Source organism: Luteimonas huabeiensis HB2 (assembly GCF_000559025.1).
GTDB classification, from domain to species: domain Bacteria; phylum Pseudomonadota; class Gammaproteobacteria; order Xanthomonadales; family Xanthomonadaceae; genus Luteimonas; species Luteimonas huabeiensis.
Genome location: NZ_JAAN01000020.1, coordinates 26,519 through 49,799 on the forward strand (window position 1 = coordinate 26,519; position 23,281 = coordinate 49,799).

Sequence of the window (23,281 nt, forward strand, 5' to 3'; positions counted from 1 at the left end):
AGTGCCGCCTTGAAGAAGTCCCTGCTGTCCCTCGCCACCGCACTGGCGCTCGGCGCTGCCGCGCCGCTGGCCGCGCACGATCGCGATTGCCTGGACGAGGCCTGCACGCTGCAGGCGCTGTTCCCCGTCGAAGCCGGCACCGCAGGCGGCGCCGGCGGCGCCATCCAGGCCCAGCGCTTCGGCACCTGGGGCATCGACACCGCGGGCATGGACACCCGCAAGCGCCCGGGCGAGGACTTCTTCGGCTACGTCAACGGCACCTGGGCGGCGACGACCGAGATTCCCGCCGACAAGTCCAGCTACGGCGCCTTCATGATCCTGCGCGACCTCAGCGAGGCGCGGGTGCGCCAGCTGGTGGAGAGCTATCCGCTCGGCGATCCTGCCACCGGCGGCGATGCGCCGAAGATCGCGGCGCTGTACGCCGCGTTCATGGACGAGGCCGCGGTGGAGGCGCTGGGCGCGCGGCCGCTGGAGCCGCTGCTGGCCGACATCCGCGCCGCCGCCGACCACGAGGCGCTGGCGACGCTGATGGGCGGGCGCTACGGCGGCTTCGGCCGCAGCCTGTTCGGCCTGAGCGTGTCCGACGACCAGCGCCGTCCCGACGTCTACGCGCTGTACCTGAGCCAGTCGGGCCTGGGCCTGGGCGATCGCGAGATGTACCTGGACCCGAAGTTCGCGCCGCAGCGCGAGCGCTACCGGGCCTACGTCGCGCAACTGCTGGAACTGGCCGGCTGGCCGCAGCCGGCCGCGCAGGCCGAGGCGATCCTGGCGCTGGAGACCCGCATCGCCGAGGCGCACTGGACGCGCGCGCAGAGCCGCGACCGCAGCAAGACCTACAACCCGCTCGCGCTGTCGGCGTTCCCCGAGCGCGCGCCCGGCTTCCCGTGGGCGGCCTTCTTCGCCGCGGCCGGCGTCGACCGGGCGCAGGTCGCCGTGGTCCGGCAGGACACCGCGATCCCGAAGCTCGCCGAGATCTTCGCGCAGACCGACGTGCCCACGCTGCAGGCCTGGCAGGCCTTCCACGCCGCCGACAGCGCTGCGCCGCTGCTGTCGAGCGACTTCGTCGAGGCGCATTTCGAATTCCGCTCGAAGTTCCTGTCCGGCCAGCCCGAGCAGCGCGAGCGCTGGAAGCGCGCCGTGGCCTTCGCCGAGGAGGCGATGGGCGAGGCGATCGGGCGCGACTACGTGGCGCTGTACTACCCGGCCGACGCCAAGGCCAAGATGGACGAGCTGGTCGCCAACGTGAAGGCGGCGATGCGCACCCGGCTGCAGGCGCTGGAGTGGATGGGGCCGGAAACCCGCGCGGAGGCGCTGGCCAAGCTCGAGAACTTCGGGCTCAAGATCGGCCATCCCGAGACCTGGCGCGACTACTCCGGCCTGGAGATCGTCAACGGCGACCTGTTCGGCAACGCCGAGCGCTCGCTGCGCTTCGACTGGGACTACCGGCGCCAGCGCATCGGCCGGCCGGTGGACAAGGGCGAATGGGGCATGACCCCGCAGACGGTCAACGCCTACTACTCCTCGGTCAAGAACGAGATCGTGTTCCCGGCCGCGATCCTGCAGCCGCCGTTCTTCGACCCCGCGGCCGATCCGGCGGTCAACTACGGCGCCATCGGCGGCGTGATCGGCCACGAGATCGTGCACGGCTTCGACGACCAGGGCCGCAAGTCCGACGGCCACGGCGTGCTGCGCGACTGGTGGACGGCCGAGGACGCGGCCAAGTTCGAGGCCCAGGCCGCCAAGCTCGGCGCGCAGTACGAGGCCTACACCTTCCCGCAGTTGCCGGGCATGCACATCAACGCGCGTGTGGCGATGGGCGAGAACATCGGCGACCTGGGCGGGCTGACCATCGCGCTGGAGGCCTATCGTCGCTCGCTCGGCGGCGCGCAGGCGCCCGAGATCGACGGCTTCAGCGGCGAGCAGCGCCTGTTCATGGGCTGGGCGCAGGTGTGGCGCACGCTGTGGCGCGACGACGCGCTGCGCCAGCAACTGGTCAACGGCACCCACTCGCCGGGTCAGATCCGCGCCTTCGCGCCGCTGCGCAACATCGACGCCTGGTACGACGCCTTCGAGGTCACCGAGCGCGATCCGCTGTGGATCGCGCCGGAGGATCGCGTGCGCATCTGGTAGAGCCGACCCGTCGGCGCCGCTCGTGGAGCGCATCAGCCGCGACCTGCTCGCTCTCTCGCATCTGGATGCGCTGCGCGGGTTCGTCGCGGTCGCGCGGCGCTCGAGCGTGACGCGCGCGGCCGAGGACCTGTGCCTCACCCAGTCCGCGGTGAGCCGACAGGTCCGCACCCTCGAACGCGCGCTGGGCTGCGCGCTGCTGGAGCGGCGCCACCGCGGGATCGCGCTGACCGCGGCCGGCTCGGCGCTCTACGCCAGCGCCGATGCCGCGCTGCGGCAGATCGCGGTCGCGATGCAGGCGCTAGGCGAAGATCCTGGCGATCGCCGCGTGACCATCACCGCCAGCGCCGGCGTGGCCGGCGTCTGGCTGCTGCCGCTGCTCGGCCGGCTGGGCAGCGAAGTGCCTGAGGCGGATGTGCGCCTGGCCGCGCTCGATCGCGTGGTGGCGGATCTGCGCGGCGAGGAGATCGATCTCGCGATCCGCTACTGCGCCGCCGAGCGCGCGCCGGCGCACGCAGTGCGCCTGTTCGGGGAGGCGGTGGCGCCTGTCGCGCACCCCGCGCTGGGCCTGCGCGCGTTCCCGGGCGCGGCCGCGCTGGCCGGGCACTGCCTGCTCGAGTTCGAGGATGCGCGGGCGCCCTGGCTTCGCTGGGGCCCGTGGTTGCGGCGTCGCGGCCTGGAGGCCGACGCCGCGGCGCGCGTGATCGGTTTCAACCGATACGACCAGTTGGTGCAGGCCGCGCTGGCCGGTCAGGGCATCGCGCTCGGGCGCCTGCCCCTGCTCGGCGCCGTGCTGGATGCGGGCGGACTGGTGCGGCTCACGCCCGAGGAAGTGCCGGTGGGGTGCGCGCACGGCTACTGGCTGTTCGATGCGGGCGGCGAAGTTCCGGCCGTCGTCGCGAGAGTGCGCGACTGGCTGCGCGCGCAGGCGCCTCCCGCGACGGCGGACTGAGTGCGGGCGGTGGTGCCGGTCGCGATCCTCGCGGGGAGCGGGCGGTCGCGGTGCGGCGAAGGTGCCGGTTCGCATGCGCCGGGCGCATGCGATGCATGCCTGAAACTCGTTTGAAGGGCGCGCGCGGCTGCGCTCTACTGTCGGCATCCGGACAGTACGGGAGGACGCATGGGCGCGAGGGCGGACACGAGACGCACGATGCTGGTGACCGGCGGCGCGCGCGGGATCGGCGCGGCGATCGTGCGCGGCGCGCTCGCGGCCGGGTACGACGTCGCCTATAGCTGGCGCCACGCCGAGGGCGAGGGGCTGGAAGCGGCGGCGAGCGACGCCGGGCGGCGTCTGTTCGCCTGGCGCGCCGACGCTGCCGATCCGAACGCCGCCGAGGAACTGGTGGAACGCGCCGAGCGCGCGCTCGGGCCGCTCGACGCGCTGGTCAACAACGCCGGTGTGACCGGCCCGCTGGGACCGTTCGAGGCGCGATCGCTGGACGAGGTGCGGTACGTCTTCGAGGTCAACGTGTTCGGCACCCTGGCCGCCACGCAGGCGGCACTGAAGCGCTGGCGCGAGCGCGGGCAGGGCGGTTGCGTGGTCAACCTGTCCTCGATCGCCGCGACCCTGGGTGCCGCGCACGAGTACGTCCACTATGCGGCCTCGAAGGCGGCGGTGGAGGCGTTCACGGTCGGGCTGGCGAAGGAGGTGGCGGCATCCGGCATCCGGGTCAACGCGGTCGCCCCGGGCACCACCGCGACCGGAATCCATGCCGCCGCCGGCGATCCCGACCGTGCCGAGCGCGCGGCCGGGCGCATTCCGCTGGGGCGCGCCGCCCGCCCGGACGAGATCGCGCCGGCGGTGCTGTGGCTGTGTTCGCCCGAAGCCGCCTACGTGACCGGCGCCGTGCTGCGCGTTGGCGGCGGGCTGTAGGCGCCGGGCCGAATCGTGTCCGTCGCCGCGAACGCAATGCCCGCGCAGCGGCTTGGCTTCCTCGGGCTCGGCCTGATGGGGCAGGCGATGGCGCTCAATCTGGCGCGCGCGGGCCAGCCGCTGGTGGTCTGGAACCGCAGTCGGGCTCGGACCCTGCCGCTGCGCGAGGCAGGCGCCGAGGTCGCGGACTCGCCGGCGGAGGTGTTCGCCGGGGCCGGTATCGTGCTGATGATGCTCGCCGACGAAAACGCCATCGATGCCGTGCTCGGGCGCCGCCGCGGCGTGGATTTCGCCGCGCGCGTCGGCGGGCGCACGCTGGTGCACATGGGCACCACGTCGGCGGCCTATTCGCGCGCGCTGGAGGCGGACGTGCGCGCCGCCGGCGGCGCCTACGTGGAAGCGCCGGTGTCCGGTTCGCGCGGTCCCGCCGAGGCCGGCCGGCTGGTGGCAATGCTGGCGGGCGAGGCGGCCGCGGTCGCGCGGGTGCGCCCGCTGCTGGCGCCGATGTGCCGCAGCGCGTTCGACTGCGGCGCGGTGCCTGCGGCCGCACTAATGAAGCTGGCGGTGAACCTGTACCTGGTCACCCAGGTCGCCGGCTTGGCGGAGGCCGCCCATTTCGCCGAGCGACATGGGCTGGACCTCGGCGCGTTCCGCGCGATCCTCGATGCCGGGCCGATGGCCAGCGAGGTCTCCCGGGCCAAGCTCGATAAGCTGTTGCGGCGCGACTTCCAGGCCCAGGCCGCGATCGCGGACGTGCGCAAGAATACCCGCCTGATCGGGGAGCAGGCGCGTGCCGGGCAGGTGGCATCGCCACTGCTCGATGCCGCCGACGACCTGTTCGAGCAGGCGCTTGAGCTGGGCCTGGGACAGGCCGACATGGCCGCCGTGGTCCACGCGCTGGAGGCCGCGACGCAGCGCGTGCGTACGGCCTCCTGACCGCCGGTCAGCCGCTCGCCCGCGCCTGGTGGATGTAGGCGTCCACCTCGCGCTCCAGCAGCTCCAGCGGCACGGTGCCGGTCAGCAGCACGCGGTTGTGGAACTCGCGCGGGTCGTAGGCATCGCCCAGGGCGTCGCGGGCCTTGTCGCGCAGGCGGATGATCTCCAGCTGGCCGATCTTGTACGAGGTGGCCTGGCCGGGCATCACCACGTAGCGGTCCACTTCCGAGGGCGGGATGCCGTAGTCGATCGCCTGCTGGCGGGTCCAGCGCATCGCGTGCAGGCCGGTGTCGGCGACCAGCCGCCGCGCGCGGAACAGCTCGGCGTCGAGCTGCCCCAGCAGGCCCTCGCGGTCGCCTTCGTACCAGCCTTCCTCGGCCGCCAGCCGCTCGGCGTAGAGCGCCCAGCCCTCGCTGAAGGCGGAGATGCCGCCGAAGGCGCGGGTCTGGCGGAACTTCGGCAGCGCCGGGTTCTCCACCGACAACGCGATCTGGAAATGGTGGCCGGGCACGGTCTCGTGGTAGACCAGGGTGCGCAGGCCGAAGCGGGTCAGGCGATCCTTGCGCAGCGGCATCTGGTACACGCCCGGCCGCGAGCCGTCCAGCGGCGGCGCGGTGTAGCTCGCCGCGGCGCTGGCCCAGCGGTATTCCGGGTAGGGCCGGGCGATCACCGGCGTCTTCGGGCGGATGTCGAACAGCGCCTCGCTGCGTTTCTCGGCGTCGCGCATCAGGGTCTCGATGTCGGCCATGATCGCCTGGCGGCCGGCGGCGTCGTCCGGGTAGGCCAGGTCCTCGCGCAGCCGCGCCAACCGCGCCTCGACGCTGCCCTCGCGGCGGCCCAGCGAGCGCAGGATGGCGTCCATCTCGGCCTCGATGCGCGCGACCTCGCGCAGCCCGATCTCGTGGATCTCCTCGGCGCTCAGCCCGGTGGAGGTGTAGCGGCGCAGCTGGAAGGCGTAGGCCTCGGCGCCGTCCTCGAAGCGCCACAGGCCGGCGTCGTCGGTGGCGTCCGGCAGCTGCGATTCCAGCTCCGCGATGGCGCGCTGCCACGCCGGGTAGACGCCGTCGCGCACCAGGCGCGCGGCGCTGGCCACCCGCGATTCGCGCGCGGCCGCGTCCAACCCGTCGATGCCCTCCAGGCGTTCGGCGAACGTGGTCACCAGCGGGTTGCGTTCCGGCGGCGCCGAGACGAACTGGCGCATCTGCGCGATCGTGGCCTCCAGGATGAAGCGCGGCGGCAGCACGCCGCGAGCGGCCAGTTCGTGCGCGCGCTCCACCGCCTCGCCCATGCGCGCCTCGAACAGGCCGAGGCGGGCCAGGTAGTGCTCGGCGTCCTGCGCGCTGTCGAGGGGATGCACCACGGTCAGCAGGTTCGGCAGGGCGACGTTGGCGCCGCCGAACTGGTTGAGCGGGAACGCGTAGTCGTCGTAGCGATCGCCCTCGACGAGCGTGCGCAGCTGCCATTCCATCAGCTCGGCGGAGACGCGCTCGGTGTCGCTCATGGCGGCGCGGTCGAAGCCGGCCAGCTCGGCCAGGCCGCGTTCGGCCAGGGCCACGGTCTCCTTGCGGAAGGCCGGGGTGAGCGGGGTGAGCTGGCGGTCCATCTCGGCCTGAAGCTCGCCGTCGAAGTAGCGGCTGGCGGTGGCGGCGGACGGCTGGCGCCGCATCCACTCGTCGGTGTAGGCCTGGAAGAACGCCGAGACCGGGGCCGGCGCGGGCGCCTGCGCCGCCGGCGCGGCGGGCTGCGCGCCCGGCGCGGGCGGCGAGCAGGCCGGGGCGGCCAGGGCGATGGCGAGGGCGAGGCCCAGCGGGGCGAGGCGGGCGCGAAGGGACACGGAAACTCCTGGTGCGGAACGCGGGGGGCGCCGGCGATTCTACGCAAGCCTGCGGCGCGGCTCAGAAGAACAGCAGCACCGCGCCGATGATGAAGCCGGCGGCGATCAGCAGCATCAGGCAGTAGCCCATGATGTCCTTGATCTTGAGGCCGGCGATGGCCAGCAGCGGCAGCGCGAAGAACGGCTGCAGCATGCTGGTCCACGCATCGCCCCAGGCCACCGCCATCGCCACCCGCGCGAGGTCGGCATCGAGCGCCTGCGCAGCGGGGATCATCACCGGCGCCTGCACCGCCCACTGGCCGCCGCCGGAGGGCACGAACATGTTGATCAGGCCCGCCGAGAGGAACGTCCACAGCGGCAGCGTCGAGGCGCTGGCGAAGGAGACGAACCACTCCGACAGCGTCGTCGCCAGCCCCGAGCCGACCAGGATCGCCATGATCCCGGCATAGAAGGGAAACTGGACCACGATGCCGGCGCCGCCCTTGATCGCCTCCTGCAGCGCGGCCAGCAGGCGCGCGGGCGTGCGGTGCAGCACGATGCCCAGCATCAGGAAGCCGTAGTTGACAATGTTGAGGTTGAGGCCGCCGCCGCCGGCGAAGTGATCGACCAGGTAGACCAGGCCGGCCGCGCCGATGGCCACCGACAGGAGCCAGCCGTGCTCCAGCCGCACCGCGGGCGTGGCGTCGCGATCGAGCGTCGGCGGCGCCGGATCCTCCGGCGGCGTGAACACCACCGCGTCGCGGTCTGGCGGGGTCATCGCGCGGTTGATGAGCGGCACCGCGATCGCCAGCAGGGCGAGGATGAGCAGGTTGAACGGCGCGAAGATCGTTTCGCTGGTCGGGATCAGCCCCATCGCGTCCTGCAGGAAGTGGCCTTCGGTGGCGATCGTCAGCGGGATCGAGCCCGACAGCCCGCCATGCCAGACCAGGAAGCCCGAGTAGGCGCTGGCCACCAGCAGGCGGTAGTCCACCCGCACGTGGCGCGCGACCTCGCGCGCGAACAGCGCGCCGATCACCAGGCCGAAGCCCCAGTTGATCCAGTTGGCGAGCATCGCCACCAGGGTGACCACGACGATGGCGTTGCGCGGCGTGCGGCAGCGCGAGGCCATCGCGGCGAGCATGCGCGCGACCGGCGGCGTGCGCGCGAGGATGAAGCCGGTCACCAGCACCAGCAGCATCTGCATCGAGAAGCCCAGCAGTTCCCAGAAGCCGTTGCCCCAGTAGCGGACGAGCTCCAGCGGCGGCGTGCGCTCGACCGCGAGCGCCGCCGCGGCGGCCAGGGCGGTGAAGATCAGCACGAAGACGTAGGCATCGGGCAGGTAGCGCTCGACCAGGCGAACGGACAGGCGGGTGGCGCGTTGGAACATTGCGGTCTCCGGGGCCGGCAAAAGCCTGGCACCATACCGCCGTACGGCGGCGACGGCTGCTGGACCATGGTCGAGGTCCGCGCCGCCGCGTTCGCCGGCGATTCACCCCGGGCTCGCGAGCATCGGGCCAGTCCGCCAATGGAGATCGCGATGCGCACCCACCTCGTGGCCCTGTCCCTGGCATTGCTGCTCGCCGCTTGCGGCGAGGCCCCGCGCCCCCCGCAAGACGACGCGCCGGCGCCGCCCGCGGCCGTGGAAGACGGTGTCCCCGCGGAGATCGTCGTCTCCACCAACGAGCCGTTCTTCCAGGCCCGCGTGGAGGGCGACACGCTGGTGCTGGCCGGCGTGGACATCGAGGAGCGGCGCCTGCCGGTGGCGCGCTCGGAAATCGTCGGCGGGGTGCGCGAGGTGAGCGCTCGCGATGCGGCCGGCAGCGTCGATGTGCGCGTGCGCGCCGCCGCCTGCGAGGACGACATGTCGGGCGCGCGGTTCCCGCTGTCCGGCGAACTGGTCGTCGACGGGCGCGGCCCGTACCGCGGTTGCGCGCGGCCGGCCTCGATGCCGCAGCCCGGCGAGCCCGGGGTCTAGCCGGGCGTCCGGCGCCTCGTAAGCGCGTGCGTGGCCTCCACGCAGGGCCTCGAGAGAACAGGCGCGACGCCGCTGCCAGTCTCCGCGCGGCGGGGTCGCGTGCGCCTGCCTATCGCGTCGCGGCGACGTCGTCGGCGAAGCGGTGGTGCTCGACGCGCAAGGGCAGCGTCGCCGGGACCGTCGGTGCCGCCGCCATCGGCTCGTCCGGGGCCCGGTCCAGGTAGTGCAGGACCGCGTCGTAGCGCGTGCCGTCGATGGCGCCGTCGGCCTCCACGCGCTGCAAGCGGACCCGGTCGCCGACGAAGCGCGAGTCGGCGTGCCGCGCTCGCCCATCCGGGCCGACGTGGAACAGCGCCACGTAGCGCCAGTTGCCGCTGCCGCCGCGGATCACCGACAGACCGGCGAACAGGTCGCGTCCGTCAGTGGTCTCGACGCTGCCGAGCACGCCTTCCAGCGCCGCCTGTCCGCGCTCGTCGCCGATCGCGTAGTCGCCACGGCCCTCGCGCAGCGTCAGCGGCACGTCGGGCTGGCCGTCGCCGGGCACCCGGATCTCGGCGCCCGCCAGCAGCGCCAAGTCGTCGTCGGCGGCTCGCGCGGACGCGGGCGCGACGGCCGGCGGCGCAGCGGACTCGGCCGGCGCTGCATCCGGGCCGGGCGGGACGGGCGTGCGCTCGCAGCCCGCGATCAGCAAGGCGAGCAGCGCGAGGCCGGCGCCACGGACGCGGGCTGCGCGCGCCGCGGCGGGAGCGGGCACGGGATCGTGGGGAAACATGGCGGCTCCGCAGGCTGGACTGCCGGCAGCCTGCGCGTGTACGGGTGGCGCGATGGTGAATCCGCCGGCCGCAACCCGCACGGCGGTCATTCGACGGGCACGCCGTAGGTCTCCGACAGCATCCGGCGGTAGTCGGCCATCGGCGGCAGGCCGACCGCGCGCCGCCGCGCGTCGAGCCCGGCCGCGTCCTCGACCGGACGCAGCCGCATCGTGCCGTCCTCGCCGGTTTCGAACTGGCTGCCGTAGCGCTGCGGGCGGCCCTCGGCCAGCAGGACGCGGTCGGTCAGCATCGCCAGACTGGCGGGATCGGGGCGGTCGGCGGGCGCGGCGCGCTCCATCGCCGAGAGCGCCTCGCGCTGGAAGCCGGGATCCGCGTCAGCGTGCTGCACGATCAGCCAGGCGGCGCGGAGGCCGTCCGGGCCGACGCGGGCGGCGCCCGGCCAGCCGTCTTCGGCCAGGATTCCGCGCAGCCAGGCGGTGTTGTCGCGGTCGATCGCGGCCATCGCGTCCAGCGCGGCGCGGCGGTCGGGCTCGTCCTGAGCCTGCACGACCGCCTGGCGCGCCGCCTGGTCGCGCTGCGCGCGTTCCCGCAGCGCGGCGCGCAACGGCGCGTCGAGCCGCGCTTCCAGCGCCTGCGCCGCGTCCTGCGCGCGCGCGTCCAGCGCCGGCCAGCCGGCATGCGCGCGCAGCGCCGCGAGCCCGGCGCTGTCGCGCTCGCGCAACTGGTCGATGTCGATGCGGCCGGAGGCGAGGTGGCGATCGATCAGCGCCATCGCCTCGTCGAGGCGGCCCGCCGCGGCCAGGCAGTCCGCGCCCATCAGTTCGCCGTTCGGCGGCAGGGGCTCGTCGCGCTCTTCCGCGTCCAGCACGAGGCGGCCGCAAGCGTCCATGTCGCCGCGCTCGCGCGCGCCGATCGCGGCCGCAAACCCCGCGTCCTGCGCGGCGGCGGTGCCGGCGCACGCCGCGAGCGCGCCGAGCGCGAACGCCGCCGCGCGCCGCCGGATGTCGCGTTCAGACCGCCAGCGCATCCGCCCGTGCGGCGCAGATGAAGTCGTTCTCGGACAGGCCGCCGACGTCGTGGGTGGAGTAGCGGACCACGCAGCGGTCGTAGTGCACGCCGAGGTCCGGGTGGTGGTCCTCGCGGTGGGCCATGAAGGCCAGCGCGTTCACGAACGCCATCGTGCGGTAGTAGTCGGGAAAGCGGAACGTGCGCACCAGCGCATGGCCGTTTTCCGCCAGTTCCCAGGCGGGGACGTCGGGCAGGAGTTCGCGGATGCGGGCTTCGGTGAGCCGGTGCTCGCTGCCCTTGCGCGGGACGCAATGGGCCTGGGAGAGCGGGACGAGATCGGTCATGGCGGCATTCGACTCCGAACAGAGGGACAACGGCGGCCCGGGCGGGGCCCGCCGCGGCCCGATGGCGTGATCCAGGGGGCTAGAATACGACGATGATCCAGATCTCAGAGCGCGCGCAGGCGCATTTCCGCAAGCTGATCGAGCGCGAGGCGCTGCCGGGCCTCGGCGTGCGCCTGTCGGCCGTGCACCCCGGAACCACGCGCGCGGACGTGCGCCTGGAGTTCGCCGAGCCGGGCGACCTGCGCGGCGACGAATGGGCGGTGGACTGCGAGGGCTTCACCCTGTGGCTGGAGGCCGACAGCGTGCGCTGGCTCGACGGCGCGGAGATCGACTACGCCACCCAGGCGACCGGCGGCCAGCTGCAGATCCGCGCGCCGCGCATCAAGGGCGAGGCGCCGGCGGAGTCGGCTTCTCTGGTGGAGCGGGTGCGCTGGCTGGTGGAGCACGAGATCAATCCGCAGCTCGCCCGCCACGGCGGCCACGTTTCGGTGGTGGAGGTCAGCGGCGAGGGCGTGGTGGTGCTGCGCTTCGGCGGCGGCTGCCATGGTTGCGGCATGGCCGACGTGACCCTCAAGCAGGGCATCGAGAAGACGTTGCTGGAGAAGGTGCCCGGCGTGACCGCGGTGCGCGACGCCACCGACCACGACACCGGCGCGGCGCCCTACGTCCCACGCGACGTCGCCTGAGCGGACCGCGGCGCGAGTGTTCACCTCCGCCGAACTGATCGCCGCGCTCCACAGGCGCCACCCTCGCTCGATCCGCCCGCAGGCGCCGGTAGGCGCTTTCCCGCCCGGCTGGCAGGCCTGGTTCGATGCGCTGCCGGCACGGCCGGGCCGCGTGGTCGGCGCGCCCGCCGCCGAGATCGTCGCGCGGCTGGCCGCGCGCGAGCCGGCGCCGCCGCCGCCGGGCGAGGTACCCGCCGACCGCTGGCGCGCGTTCGCGTCGCTGTGGCGACAGCAGTGGGAACCGGCTCGTCGCGACGAGCGCAGCCTGCGCGCCGTGTCCTCGGTGGGTTCCGGCGCGCTGCACCTGCTGTTCCTGCTGGCCCTGGCCTGGCTGATGGTGGTGCCGCCGTACCGCGCGCCGACGCAGGCCGGCCCGGACGCCGCAGTGGAGGTGACCTGGATCGGCGAGGGCACGCCCGAGGATGCCGGCGGCGGCGCGCCCTCCGGCGAGGCCGCCGCGGAGCCGGAGGCCGAGCCCGCGCCGGCCACGCCGCCGCCGGCCGTGCCGCCGGCACCGGCACCGGCGACGGTGTCGCAGCCGCCCGAGCCGGAGCCTGTCGCCGCGCCCGAGCCGGTCGCGCCCGTGCAGCCGGAGCAGCCGCTGGCGGTCACCGAGACCCCGGTGCCCGACGGCCCGTTCGTGGTGCCGCCGCCGGAGATCCCGCTGGCGGCGCCGGCGCCCGAGACGCGCGAGGTGCGGCCGCGCTTGCGGGAGATCGCCGAGCGGCCGCCGCCGGTGCTGGTGCGGCCGGCATCGCCGAGCCTGCAGCCGCGCCCGGTCGCGCCGGTCGTGCCGCAACCGGCGGTGGAACTGGCCGAACGCGAGATCGTCTCGCCGCCGCGCGAGGTGACCCTGCCCGAAGTGAGCGTGCCCGTGCCGCGGGCGCCGGTGGTGCAGCGCGATGCGCCGCCGGCGCGCGTGCGCGAGATCCCGGTGCGCCAGCCCGAACGCGATGCGGGCGCCGCGCCCGCGGCCGTCGCCGACGCGGGCGCGCCCGCGTCCTCGACGGTGGAGCCCGGGGCGGCCGCACCGGCACCGGCCGCTGCCGAAGGCGCCGGCCCCGCGGCCACGGCCGCCGGTGCCGGCCCCGCGCCGGCGGCACCGCCCGGTGCCGCGCCGACGCCGCGCGCGGCCGACGACTGGGGCGAGGCGGCGCGGAACCGGCCGGGCGGCCAGGCCGGCCGCTCGGCCCTGTTCAATCGCGACGGCCGCCCGCAGTTGCCGCCGGAAGCCGGCGCGCGCGTCGGCGGCGGCCTGCCGCCGGGCACGATCACCGAGGACTACGAGAAGATCGATCGCATGGGCACCTGGCTCAAGCGACCGCCGTCCGACTACGAGCCCACCAGCCTCGACCCGTTCTGGGTGCCGCACGAGAGCCTGTTGGAGGAATGGGCGCGCCGCAGCATCCGCACCGTGCTGATCCCGATCCCCGGCACCAGCAAGTCGATCCGCTGCGACGTCATGATGCTGGCATTCGCCGGCGGTTGCGTGATCACCGATCCGAACAAGCAGGACGTGGAGGCCGAAGCCCGGCCGCCGCCGGACGTGCCCTGGAAGCCGGAGCTGCAGGAGGACGACGGCGACTGAGCGGGCGGCCCGCGCGGGCCGATGCGAGGAGGCGAACCGCGCGATCGCGCCGCCGCCTGCATCGCCCTCCGGCGCTGCGGACCGAAGGCATGCGGATTCGCCGCGCCCAATGCGGAACGGAGCCTGGCGGCTCCGTTCCTTCAGGGCGTTTTCTCCGGGCATCGCCCGGAGCGGGTGGTCAGCGCGCGTGCGCGCCCTGCAGGTCGACGATCAGCGCCGGCCGCGAGCCGAAGTAGGCGGCCAGGTCGGCGATCTCCTGGTCGGTCAGGTCCGTCGCCTGGTTGGCCATCAGCGCGTTCTCGCGCTTGCCGGCGCGATACTGCTGCAGCGCGTGGGCGAGGTAGTCGGCGTACTGCCCGCCGAGCTTCGGATAGGTGTCGTCGAGCGGGTCGTTGCCGTCCGGGCCGTGGCAGTCGATGCAGGACTGGCCGGTGGCCTGGCCCTTCACGTTGGCGCGCTGCTCGCCCTCCACGACGCGGCCCTTCGGCAGCCCGGCGGACGAGGAGCGGTTCTCGGCGACCTGCTCGCCTTCGGCGCCGCCGGAGCAGGCGGCCAGGAACGCGCAGGACAGGACGAAGCTGGACAGGACGAGGCGACGGGTATCGATCATGGCGCGGCTCACTTCTGCAGGCTGGACAGGAACGCCGCGATGTCGGCGATGTCCTGGTCGGAGAAGCTGCGGGCCTGCGCTTCCATGGTCGGGTGCTGGCGGGTGCCGTTGCGGTACTCGGTGAGCGCGTTGACCAGATACGCCGCGGACTGTCCGCCGATCTTCGGGACCCGGTAGTTCGGATACGCGTTCTTGTAGTTGGCGATGCCGTGGCAGCCCTGACAGGTGTAGGTCAGCATGCGGCCGTTCTCGAGGTCGGCGCTGCCGGCGTCGGGCGCGGAAGCGGGTTGCTGCGCGAACGCGGCGGACGGGGCCGCGGCGAAGGCGAGACAGGCGGCGAGTTGCAGCGGTCGCATCATGTTGTTCCGCAGTCCTGTTGGCTGATGTCGCTTGGCGATGACTGGCCGCGCGTGGCTTCCGAGGTGGCGCCGACGCGCAATCGAGGCAGTATAGCCTGCGTTCGACGCGCTTCCCAAGGCGCCTGGCGGGGTGCCCGATCGGGCGCGGGCGCGCCGGGTGCGCGCGCCCTGCGCGGCGTCTGTCGGAGCGCCACCGGTCACCATGACCTTCGGCGGATGGCGCCCTCGCGGCCTGGTGATATACCTAACTACCACACCAATAACACCGACCGGAGACGCTGGGGCATGCCGTCGTATCGAGACAAGGGCTGGGGGCGGCGCGCGCTGCCCGTGTTGGGCGCGGCGATCGTGCTGGCGATGACGGCCGGGTGCGGCCGGGGGGCCGCGGGCGACGCCGCGCCGGCGGCCGACGCCGCCGCGGCCGCGGTGCCGGTGGAAACGGCCGAGGCGACGCGCCGCGCCATCGCCGCCAGCTATACGGGCACCGCGCCGCTGGAAGCGCAGGCCGAGTCGCAGGTCGTCGCCAAGACCTCCGGGGTGGCGCTGGAGGTGCTGGTGGAGGAAGGCGACGTGGTGCGCGCCGGGCAGACCCTGGTGCGGCTGGATCCGGACCGCGCACGGCTCAATCTGGCCCAGATCGAGGCGCAGATGCGCAAGCTGGAGAACAACTTCAACCGTTCCGACCGGCTGGCCGCGCAGCAACTGATCAGCGCCGGCGACCACGACCAGCTCCGCTACGATCTGGAGAACGCCCGCGCCGCCTACCGCCTGGCGCAGCTCGAACTCTCCTACACCAACGTGACCGCGCCGATTTCGGGCGTGATCGCCTCGCGTTCGATCAAGACCGGCAACTTCGTCCAGATCAACACCCCGATCCTGCGCATCGTCGACAACTCGCGCCTGGAGGCCACCCTCAACGTGCCCGAGCGCGAGCTGGCCACGCTGCGGCAGGGCCAGCCGGTGCGGTTGCAGGTGGACGCGCTGCCCGGGCGCGAGTTCAACGGCGTGGTCGATCGGGTCGCGCCGGTGGTGGATGCCGGCAGCGGCACCTTCCGGGTCATCTGCGCCTTCGCCGGCGAGGCCCTGCAGCCGGGCATGTTCGGCCGCATCCGCATCGACTACGACCAGCGCGCCGACGCGCTGACGATCCCGCGCCTGGCGCTGCTCGACGACGAGGGCGCGCCGGCGGTGTACGTGGTGCGCGAGGGCAAGGCGGTGCGCACGCCGGTGGAGCTGGGCTACGTGGACGGCAACCTGGTCGAGGTGCGCGACGGCCTGGCGCGCGCCCGCCGCCGGCGCCGCCGACGGCAGCAGCGGCGCGCCGCGATGAGCGCGCCCGACGCACGCGCCGGCGCCCCCGCGGGCGCCGGCCCGGCCCCGCGCGCGCGGGGCGGGGTGATCGAGTTCTCCACCCGGCGGCGGGTGACCGTGGCGATGGTGACGGTGAGCCTGCTGCTGTTCGGCCTGCTGGGGCTGGGCAATCTCAAGGTCAACCTGCTGCCCGACCTCAGCTATCCCACGCTCACCGTGCGCACCGAGTACACCGGCGCCGCGCCGGCCGAGATCGAGACCCTGGTCAGCGAGCCGGTCGAGGAAGCGCTGGGCGTGGTCAAGGGGCTGCGCAAGCTGAAATCGGTCTCGCGCACCGGCCAGAGCGACGTGGTGCTGGAGTTCGCCTGGGGCACCGACATGGACCAGGCCAGCCTGGAGGTGCGCGACAAGCTGGAGACGCTGCAGCTGCCGCTCGAGGTCGAGCCGCCGGTGCTGCTGCGCTTCAACCCGTCCACCGAGCCGATCCTGCGCGTGGCGCTGTCGGCCGCCGGCGACGGCGATCCGGTCCGCCAGCTCACCGAGCTGCGCCGCTACGCCGACGACGATCTCAAGAAGAAGCTGGAGCCGGTGCCGGGCGTGGCCGCGGTGCGCGTGGGCGGCGGACTCGAGGACGAGATCCAGGTCGAGCTGGACACCCAGCAGCTGGCGCGCATCGGGCTGCCGATCGACAACGTGATCCAGCGCCTGAAGCAGGAGAACGTCAACCTCTCCGGCGGCCGCCTGGAGGAGGGCACCCAGCGCTACCTGGTGCGCACGGTCAACCAGTTCGCCAGCGTGGAGGAGATCCGCGGCATGCTGGTGGCCACGCAGTCCGCCGCCGCGACCTCCGGCAGCGGGGCGGAGGAAGTGGCACGCATCGCCGCGGCCTCGGGCGATGCCGCGGTGCTGGCGGCGGCGATGCAGGCGCAGAGCGCCGGCGGTTCCAGCGGCCGCACGGTGGCCGACGGCCGCCCGGTGCGCCTGGGCGACGTGGCCGAGGTGCGGCAGGGCTACCGCGAGCGCGAATCGATCATCCGCCTCGGCGGCCGCGAAGCGGTGGAACTGGCGATCTACAAGGAAGGCGACGCCAATACCGTCGCCACCGCCGACGCCGTGCACGCGCGCCTGGAACAGCTGCGCAAGGAGGTGCCGGCGGGCATCGAGCTGACCGTGGTGGACGACCAGGCCAAGTTCATCCGCGCCGCGATCGCCGACGTCAAGTTCGACGCGGTGCTGGGCGGCACCCTGGCGATCCTGATCATCTTCCTGTTCCTGCGCAGCGGCTGGAGCACCTTCGTGGTCGGCCTGTCGCTGCCGGTGTCGATCGTGGCCACGTTCTTCTTCATGGACCAGCTGGGGCTGAGCCTCAACGTGATGTCGCTGAGCGGCCTGGCGCTGGCCACCGGGCTGGTGGTGGACGATTCGATCGTGGTGCTGGAGAGCATCGCCAAGGCGCGCGAGCGCGGGCTGGGCGTGCTCGAGGCGGCCATCGAGGGCACCCGCGAGGTCGGCATGGCGGTGGTCGCCTCCACCCTGACCCTGATCGCGGTGTTCCTGCCGCTGGTGTTCGTCGAGGGCATCGCCGGGCAGCTGTTCCGCGACCAGGCGATCACGGTGGCGCTGGCGGTCGGCATCTCGCTGGCGGTGTCGATGACCCTGATCCCGATGCTGAGCGCGCTCAAGGCGCGCTCGCCGATGCAGTTCCCGGACGAGGCGCCGCATCCGCAGTGGCGGCCGGAGGCGCGCTGGCAGCGGCCGCTGGCGGCGACCGGGCGCGGCATCGGCGCGCTGGCGCGCGGGGCCTGCTTCGCCGTGGCCTGGTTCTTCGTGCGCCTGTGGCGGGGGGCCGCGGCGCTGCTGTCGCCGGTCATGCGCAAGGCCAGCGACCTGGCGATGGCGCCCTACGAAGCCGCGGAGCGCGCCTACCTGCGCCTGCTGCCGGGCGCGATGGCCAGGCCCTGGGCGGTGCTGGGCGTATCGGCGGCGGCGTTCGCCGCCAGCCTGGCGGTGGTGCCGCTGCTGGGCACGGACCTGATCCCGCAGCTGGCCCAGGACCGCTTCGAGATGACGGTCAAGCTGCCGCCGGGCACGCCGCTGCGCGAGACCGATCGTGTGCTGCGCGAGGTGCAGGCGGCCCACGACGGCGACGACGGCATCGCGGCGCTGTTCGGCTACAGCGGCAGCGGCACGCGGCTGGACGCCAACCCGACCGAGAGCGGCGAGAACGTCGCCAAGCTGACCGTGGTCATGGCCGAGGGCGGCAGCCGCGAGCTCGAGGCGCGGCTGACCGACGCGCTGCGCGGGACCATGCGCGCCTATCCGGGGGCGCAGGTCGATTTCAGCCGGCCGGCGCTCTTCAGCTTCTCCACGCCGCTGGAGATCGAGCTGCGCGGGCAGGACCTGGACGGCCTCGCCGCGGCCGGCCAGAAGATGGCCGCGCTGCTGCGCGCCAATCCCCACTATGCCGACGTCAAGTCCACGGTGGAGCAGGGCGCGCCGGAGATCCGCATCGTGTTCGACCAGGCCCGCGCCGGCGCGCTGGGGCTGACCACGCGGCAGATCGCCGATGCCGTGGTGCGCTCGGTGCGCGGCGAGGTCGCCACCCGCTACAACTTCCGCGACCGCAAGATCGACGTGCTGGTGCGCGCCCGCGAGGGCGAGCGCGACTCCGTGGAGGCGATCCGCAACCTGATCGTCAATCCCGAGGCCGCGCGCCCGGTGCGGCTGTCGGCGGTGGCCGAGGTGCTGGCCACCACCGGCCCGGCCGAGATCCACCGCGCCGACCAGGTGCGCGTGGCGGTGGTGTCGTCCAACCTGCGCGGGATCGACCTCGGCGCGGCCGTGGACGAGGTGCGGGCGATGGTCGCCGCCGAGCCGCTCGGCGCCGGCGTCTCGATGCACATCGGCGGCCAGGGCGAGGAACTGTCGGAATCGCTGGGCTCGCTGCTGTTCGCGTTCGCGCTGGCGGTGTTCCTGGTCTACCTGGTGATGGCCTCGCAGTTCGAATCGCTGCTGCATCCGTTCGTGATCCTGTTCACCATCCCGCTGGCGCTGGTCGGCGCGGTGCTGGCGCTGCTGGTCACCGGCCACACCATCTCGGTGGTGGTGTTCATCGGCCTGATCCTGCTGGTCGGACTGGTGGTCAAGAACGCGATCATCCTGATCGACAAGGTCAACCAGCTGCGCGAGGCCGGCGTGCCCAAGCGCGAGGCGATGGTGGAGGGCGCGCGCTCGCGCCTGCGCCCGATCGCGATGACCACGCTGTGCACGGTGTTCGGCTTCATGCCGCTGGCGCTGGCCCTCGGCGAGGGTGCGGAGGTGCGCTCGCCGATGGCGATCACGGTGATCGGCGGCGTCGTCGTCTCCACCGTGCTCACGCTGCTGGTGATCCCGGTGGTCTACGACCTGATGGACCGCCGCGGCGATGCCTGGTACCGCGCCCGCGGCGAGCGCGCGCGTGGGGCGATCGCCGATGCCGAGCCGGGGGCCGAGCCGGCATGAGCATCGCCGAACTCAGCCTGCGGCGGCCGGTCACCACGGTGATGCTGTTCGTGTCGCTGTTCGCGATCGGGCTGATCGCCTCGTTCCGGCTGCCGCTGGAGGCGCTGCCGGACGTGTCGGCGCCGTTCCTGTACGTGCAGATGCCCTACACCGGCTCGACGCCCGAGGAAGTCGAGCGCAACGTGCTGCGGCCGGCCGAGGAGGCGCTGGCCACCATGACCGGCATCAAGCGGATGCGGGCGCGGGCGACCTCGGAGGGCGCCGACATCTTCATGGAGTTCTCCGACTGGGACCGCGACATCGCGATCACCGCCTCGGAGGCGCGCGAGCGCATCGACGCCATCCGCGACGAACTGCCGGACGACTTCCGCCGCTACTTCGTCCACAAGTGGTCCACCGCCGACGAGCCGGTGCTGCGCGTGCGCCTGGCCGGCGACACCGACCTGACCGGCGCCTACGACCTGATCGACCGCCAGCTCAAGCGGCGGGTGGAACGCGTGCCCGGGGTGGCGCGGGTGGAGGTCAGCGGCGCGCCGCCCAACGAGGTCGAGATCGCGATCGATCCCGACCGGCTCACCGCGCACGGGCTGGCGCTCAACGCGCTCGGCCAGCGCCTGCAGGCGGCGAACTTCTCGGTCTCCGCCGGCCTCATCGAGGACGGCGGCCGCCGCCTGCGCGTGCAGCCGGTGGGCGAGATCGTCGACCTGGAGGAACTGCGGCAGCTGCCGGTCGACGAGCGCGGCCTGCGCCTGGGCGACGTGGCCGAAGTGCGGCTGCGCCCGGCGCGGATGGACTACGGGCGCCGCCTCGATGGACGCACCGCCGTGGGCCTGGACATCTACAAGGAGCGCGACGCCAACCTGGTCGAGGTCTCGCGCGAGGCGCTGGCCGAGATCGACCGCGCGCGCAGCGAGCCGGGACTGGAGGGGATCGACGTCAAGATCATCCAGAACATGGGCGAGGAGGTCACCGGTTCGCTGCTGGAACTGGCCGAGGCCGGCGCCATCGGGCTGGTGCTGTCGATCGTGGTGCTGTTTTTCTTCCTGCGCCACTGGCCGTCCACGCTGATGGTGACCCTCGCGATCCCGATCTGCTTCGTGATGACGCTGGGCTTCATGCACTTCTTCGGCGTGACCCTCAACGTGCTGAGCCTGATGGGCTTGCTGCTGGCGGTCGGCATGCTGGTGGACAACGCGGTGGTGGTGGTCGAGAGCATCTACCAGGAGCGCGAGCGCCACCCGGACCGGCCGGCCTACGCCTCGATCGTGGGCACCCGCAACGTCGCCATCGCGCTGTCGGCCGGCACGCTGTGCCACTGCATCGTGTTCCTGCCCAACCTGCTGGGCGAGACCAACGACATCAGCATCTTCATGGCCCAGATCGCGGTCACGATCTCGGTCTCGCTGCTGGCCTCCTGGCTGGTCGCGGTGAGCCTGATCCCGATGCTGTCGGCGCGGATGAGGACGCCGGCGGCGGTGGCGCGGCCGGACGGGCTGATCCCGCGGATGCAGCGCCGCTACGCGCGGCTGCTGCGCTGGACGCTGGAACACCGCGGCTGGGCCGTCGCCGGCATCCTGGCGGTGATCGCCGCCAGCCTGGTGCCGATGAAGCTCGCCAAGTTCGACATGTTCGGCGGCGGCGACGGCGGCAACGAGATCACCGTCTACTACCAGTGGAAGGGCAGCTACAACAACGAGCAGCGCTCGCAGGAAGTGGCGCGGGTGGAGCGCTATCTCGACGAGAACCGCGAACGGCTGGGCATCACCCAGATCTATTCGTGGTTCGGCGAACAGGGCGACTCCGGCACCGTGGCCACCTTCGGCGACGGCAAGGTCGACCTGCGCGAGAAGAGCGACCTGATCAGCCGCGAGCTGCCGAAGTCGGCCCGCGCCGAAATCGGCGTGCGCGGCAGCGGCGGCGACCAGGGCGGCGGCATGGGCGGGCAGAACGTGCAGGTGCTGCTGGTCGGCGATTCGGCGCAGATGCTGCGCGAGCTGGCCGCGGACATCGTGCCCGTGCTGGAGAGCCGCCCGGAGTTGCGCGACGTGCGGGTGGACGCCGGCGACACCAACCAGGAGCTGACCGTGCGCGTGGACCGCGAGCGCGCCGCCGCCTACGGCTTCAGCGCCGAGCAGGTGTCCACCTTCGTCGGCATGGCCTTGCGCGGCACCCAGCTGCGCGACTTCCGCCGCGGCGAGACCGAGGTGCCGGTCTGGGTCCGCTTCGCCGGCGCCGAGCGCTACACCGAGGCCGACATCGCCACCTTCATGGTGCGCGCCGACGACGGCCGCACGGTGCCGCTGCTGAGCATGGTGGACGTGTCGGTGGTGCCCAGCGCCAACCGGATCAGCCGGACCGACCGCCAGACCACGCTGACCATCCAGGCCAACCTGGAGGGCGCCACCACCATGCCCGAGGCCCGCGAGGCGATGGAGCAGGCCCTGCAGGCGATGGCCTTCCCGCCGGGCTACGGCTTCAGCTTCTCCGGCAGCGGCTTCGAGCAGGACCAGCAGGCCAGCCAGCAGATGATGTTCAACCTGCTGATCGCGCTGCTGATGATCTACGTGGTGATGGCCGCGGTGTTCGAATCGCTGCTGTTCCCGGCCGCGATCATGAGCTGCGTGCTGTTCTCGATCTTCGGCGTGTTCTGGCTGTTCTGGCTCACCGGCACCTCGATCACGGTGATGGCCTTCATCGGCGTGCTGGTGCTGATGGGCGTGGTGGTCAACAACGGCATCGTGATGGTGGAGCACATCAACAACCTGCGCCGGCGCGGCATGAGCCGGACCGATGCGCTGGTGGAGGGCAGCCGCGAGCGCCTGCGGCCGATCCTGATGACCATGGGCACCGCGATCCTGGCGATGATCCCGATCTCGCTCAGCGACACGGTGGTGCTGGGCGGGCTGGCGTACTCGCCGATGGCGCGCGCGGTGGCCGGCGGGCTGGCGTTCTCGACGGTGGTCAGCCTGCTGTTCCTGCCCACCATCTACGCGCTGCTCGACGACCTGGCCAACGGCAGCAAGCGACTGCTGCGGCGCGCGCGCCGGCGCCGCGGCGAGCCGCTGCCGGCGGCGGCGCCTTGAGCGCCGCCGCCCGGCGGGCCGCGGCGAGGGCGGGGTCTACGACAGCAGGGTCCGGAAGATGCGCAGCCCGGCGATCCACACGCCGGCGCTGGAACCGAGATTGGTCAGCATGAAGTTGAGGATCGCGCGCGAGACGCGGTTGCGGTACCAGCCCTTGAGCGTCTGTACGTCGTCGCGCAGGGCCAGGAAGTCGCCGTAAGCGGGCTTGCGCAGCTGGACTTCGACCAGCGCGCTGAACAGCCCCGGCGAGACCCCGGGAGGCCGGAACGGCTTCAGCGGCGCGGCGATCGCCGAGACCAGCACGCTCAGCGGATGGCCCGCCGCGGCGATGGTGCCGATCGCGGCCAGCACGGCGGTGATGACGACCCAGTCCAGCAGCATCTGCGTCCCCAGCGCGGCGCCGCCCTGCCAGAAGCCCCAGGCGATCATGCCCAGGATCAACGCCATGAGGATCGTGGTGAACCAGGGGAAGCGGCGCCTGGCCGCGACCGCCTCCAGCTCGGCGCGGATCTCGGCCGGCGCCGGCGCGTCCTCGGCGAGATGGCGCGCCAGCCCGGCCAGATGTCCGGCGCCGACCACCGCCAGCACCTCCTTCGCGCCGGCCGGGACCTCGCGCAGGCGCGCGGCCATGTAGCGGTCGCGCTCGGCGATGACGGTTTCGTACAGCGCCGGGCTCGTCTGCGCGAACTCGCCGAAGCTCGATTCCAGCATGTCGCCTTCCTTGAGCTTCTCGATCTCGTCCTCGCCCATTTCCTCGCTGGTCAGCAGCCCGCCGAGCAGGCTCCAGCCCAGCTTGAGCCGGCCGAAGAAGCCCAGGCGCTGCGATGCGCGGCGGAAGGTCAGCCCGACCTCGCGATCGATCAGTTCCAGCCCCAGCCCGCGCTCCTTCGCCACCGCGACCGCGCGCTTGAGCTCGGCGCCGGGCTCGATGCCCAGCTGCTCGGCGAGCCGGCGCTGGTAGGCGGCCAGGGCGAGGTTGGCGGCGAACATGGCCACGCGGCCCTTGCGGATCACGTCCACCAGGTTCAGCTGCGCCAGCGCGTCCGGGTCGGTCAGCGCCTGCAACCGGCCGGCGTCGAGCTCCACCGCCACGGTGTCGAAGCCGCCGCTGTCGATGGCGTCCTCCACCGCGTCCACGCTGGCCTTGGAGACGTGGGCGGTGCCCAGCAGGGTGTAGCGGACGCCGTCGCGCTCGACGATGGCATGCGGCTGGCTCTGCCAGAGCGGGCTGGGCGTTTCGGTCATGGGCGGTGCC

17 protein-coding genes and 1 pseudogene are annotated in these 23,281 nt (G+C 73.1%); 10 read left to right on the forward strand and 8 right to left on the reverse strand.

The annotated features are described in order from the left end of the window. The first annotated feature begins 9 nt into the window (after positions 1-9). The 4 genes from Z164_RS0107960 to Z164_RS0107975 all read left to right on the forward strand — a co-directional run bounded on the left by Z164_RS0107960 (position 10) and on the right by Z164_RS0107975 (position 4,936). Positions 10-2,130 (forward strand): M13 family metallopeptidase, encoded by a 2,121-nt coding sequence (locus Z164_RS0107960; protein ID WP_024890177.1) that lies wholly within the window; start codon positions 10-12, stop codon positions 2,128-2,130. Positions 2,131-2,152: 22 nt separating this feature from the next. Next, the gene (locus tag Z164_RS0107965) at positions 2,153-3,079 is read left to right on the forward strand and encodes a LysR substrate-binding domain-containing protein (protein ID WP_201769581.1); all 927 of its coding nucleotides are present in this window, start codon (positions 2,153-2,155) and stop codon (positions 3,077-3,079) included. Between the two features lie 198 nt (positions 3,080-3,277). Then, positions 3,278-4,000, forward strand: coding sequence for an SDR family NAD(P)-dependent oxidoreductase (locus Z164_RS0107970; protein ID WP_024890179.1), 723 nt, complete (start codon positions 3,278-3,280; stop codon positions 3,998-4,000). Positions 4,001-4,015: 15 nt separating this feature from the next. Next, positions 4,016-4,936, forward strand: a complete 921-nt coding sequence (locus Z164_RS0107975) for an NAD(P)-dependent oxidoreductase (protein ID WP_236621776.1) — start codon at positions 4,016-4,018, stop codon at positions 4,934-4,936. 7 nt (positions 4,937-4,943) lie between these two features. On the opposite strand, the gene Z164_RS0107980 is transcribed toward Z164_RS0107975, so the two are convergent. Together Z164_RS0107980 and Z164_RS0107985 are read right to left on the reverse strand one after the other, a co-directional pair. Continuing rightward, the gene (locus Z164_RS0107980; protein WP_024890181.1) at positions 4,944-6,770 is read right to left on the reverse strand and encodes a DUF885 domain-containing protein; all 1,827 of its coding nucleotides are present in this window, start codon (positions 6,768-6,770) and stop codon (positions 4,944-4,946) included. Positions 6,771-6,831: 61 nt separating this feature from the next. Continuing rightward, the gene (locus Z164_RS0107985; RefSeq protein WP_024890182.1) at positions 6,832-8,136 is read right to left on the reverse strand and encodes a short-chain fatty acid transporter; all 1,305 of its coding nucleotides are present in this window, start codon (positions 8,134-8,136) and stop codon (positions 6,832-6,834) included. Positions 8,137-8,286: 150 nt separating this feature from the next. Here Z164_RS0107985 and Z164_RS20220 point away from each other — a divergent pair, with 150 nt between their 5' ends. Next, positions 8,287-8,724, forward strand: a complete 438-nt coding sequence (locus Z164_RS20220) for a hypothetical protein (protein WP_152540890.1) — start codon at positions 8,287-8,289, stop codon at positions 8,722-8,724. A 109-nt stretch (positions 8,725-8,833) separates the two neighbouring features. Here the strand turns inward: Z164_RS20220 and Z164_RS0107995 are convergent, their stop codons facing one another. The 3 genes from Z164_RS0107995 to Z164_RS0108005 all read right to left on the reverse strand — a co-directional run bounded on the left by Z164_RS0107995 (position 8,834) and on the right by Z164_RS0108005 (position 10,849). Continuing rightward, positions 8,834-9,496 carry a hypothetical protein gene (locus tag Z164_RS0107995; RefSeq protein WP_024890184.1) on the reverse strand — a complete coding sequence of 221 codons (663 nt, stop codon included), beginning with the start codon at positions 9,494-9,496 and terminating at the stop codon, positions 8,834-8,836. A gap of 86 nt (positions 9,497-9,582) precedes the next feature. Then, positions 9,583-10,524, reverse strand: coding sequence for a DUF6624 domain-containing protein (locus Z164_RS0108000; RefSeq protein ID WP_024890185.1), 942 nt, complete (start codon positions 10,522-10,524; stop codon positions 9,583-9,585). Then, positions 10,508-10,849, reverse strand: a complete 342-nt coding sequence (locus tag Z164_RS0108005) for a 4a-hydroxytetrahydrobiopterin dehydratase (protein WP_024890186.1) — start codon at positions 10,847-10,849, stop codon at positions 10,508-10,510. The genes Z164_RS0108000 and Z164_RS0108005 overlap by 17 nt, the downstream gene beginning before the upstream one ends. A gap of 92 nt (positions 10,850-10,941) precedes the next feature. Between Z164_RS0108005 and Z164_RS0108010 the strand changes: the two genes are divergently transcribed. Together Z164_RS0108010 and Z164_RS22775 are read left to right on the forward strand one after the other, a co-directional pair. Continuing rightward, positions 10,942-11,535, forward strand: a complete 594-nt coding sequence (locus Z164_RS0108010) for an NfuA family Fe-S biogenesis protein (protein WP_024890187.1) — start codon at positions 10,942-10,944, stop codon at positions 11,533-11,535. Between the two features lie 16 nt (positions 11,536-11,551). Beyond that, positions 11,552-13,162, forward strand: a complete 1,611-nt coding sequence (locus Z164_RS22775) for a hypothetical protein (RefSeq protein ID WP_024890188.1) — start codon at positions 11,552-11,554, stop codon at positions 13,160-13,162. A 178-nt stretch (positions 13,163-13,340) separates the two neighbouring features. Here Z164_RS22775 and Z164_RS0108020 read toward each other — a convergent pair whose 3' ends face one another. Beyond that, entirely contained in the window at positions 13,341-13,772 is a 432-nt protein-coding gene (locus Z164_RS0108020) for a c-type cytochrome (RefSeq protein ID WP_081770120.1), read from the reverse strand. A gap of 8 nt (positions 13,773-13,780) precedes the next feature. Further along, complete coding sequence (locus tag Z164_RS0108025; RefSeq protein WP_024890190.1) at positions 13,781-14,128, reverse strand: c-type cytochrome; 348 nt, start codon at positions 14,126-14,128, stop codon at positions 13,781-13,783. 360 nt (positions 14,129-14,488) lie between these two features. On the opposite strand from Z164_RS0108025, the pseudogene Z164_RS23315 reads away from it, so the two are divergent. From Z164_RS23315 to Z164_RS0108035, 3 genes and pseudogenes are all read left to right on the forward strand, one after another. Then, positions 14,489-15,409: pseudogene (locus Z164_RS23315) on the forward strand (efflux RND transporter periplasmic adaptor subunit); the annotation flags it as partial. A gap of 48 nt (positions 15,410-15,457) precedes the next feature. Then, on the forward strand, positions 15,458-18,943 hold the full coding sequence (locus tag Z164_RS0108030; RefSeq protein ID WP_024890191.1) for an efflux RND transporter permease subunit: 3,486 nt from the start codon (positions 15,458-15,460) through the stop codon (positions 18,941-18,943). Continuing rightward, positions 18,940-22,026, forward strand: coding sequence for an efflux RND transporter permease subunit (locus Z164_RS0108035; RefSeq protein WP_024890192.1), 3,087 nt, complete (start codon positions 18,940-18,942; stop codon positions 22,024-22,026). Before Z164_RS0108030 ends, Z164_RS0108035 begins: the two co-directional genes overlap by 4 nt. 36 nt (positions 22,027-22,062) lie before the next feature. Here the strand turns inward: Z164_RS0108035 and Z164_RS0108040 are convergent, their stop codons facing one another. Continuing rightward, positions 22,063-23,271, reverse strand: a complete 1,209-nt coding sequence (locus Z164_RS0108040) for a TraB/GumN family protein (protein ID WP_024890193.1) — start codon at positions 23,269-23,271, stop codon at positions 22,063-22,065. Positions 23,272-23,281 lie beyond the last annotated feature (10 nt).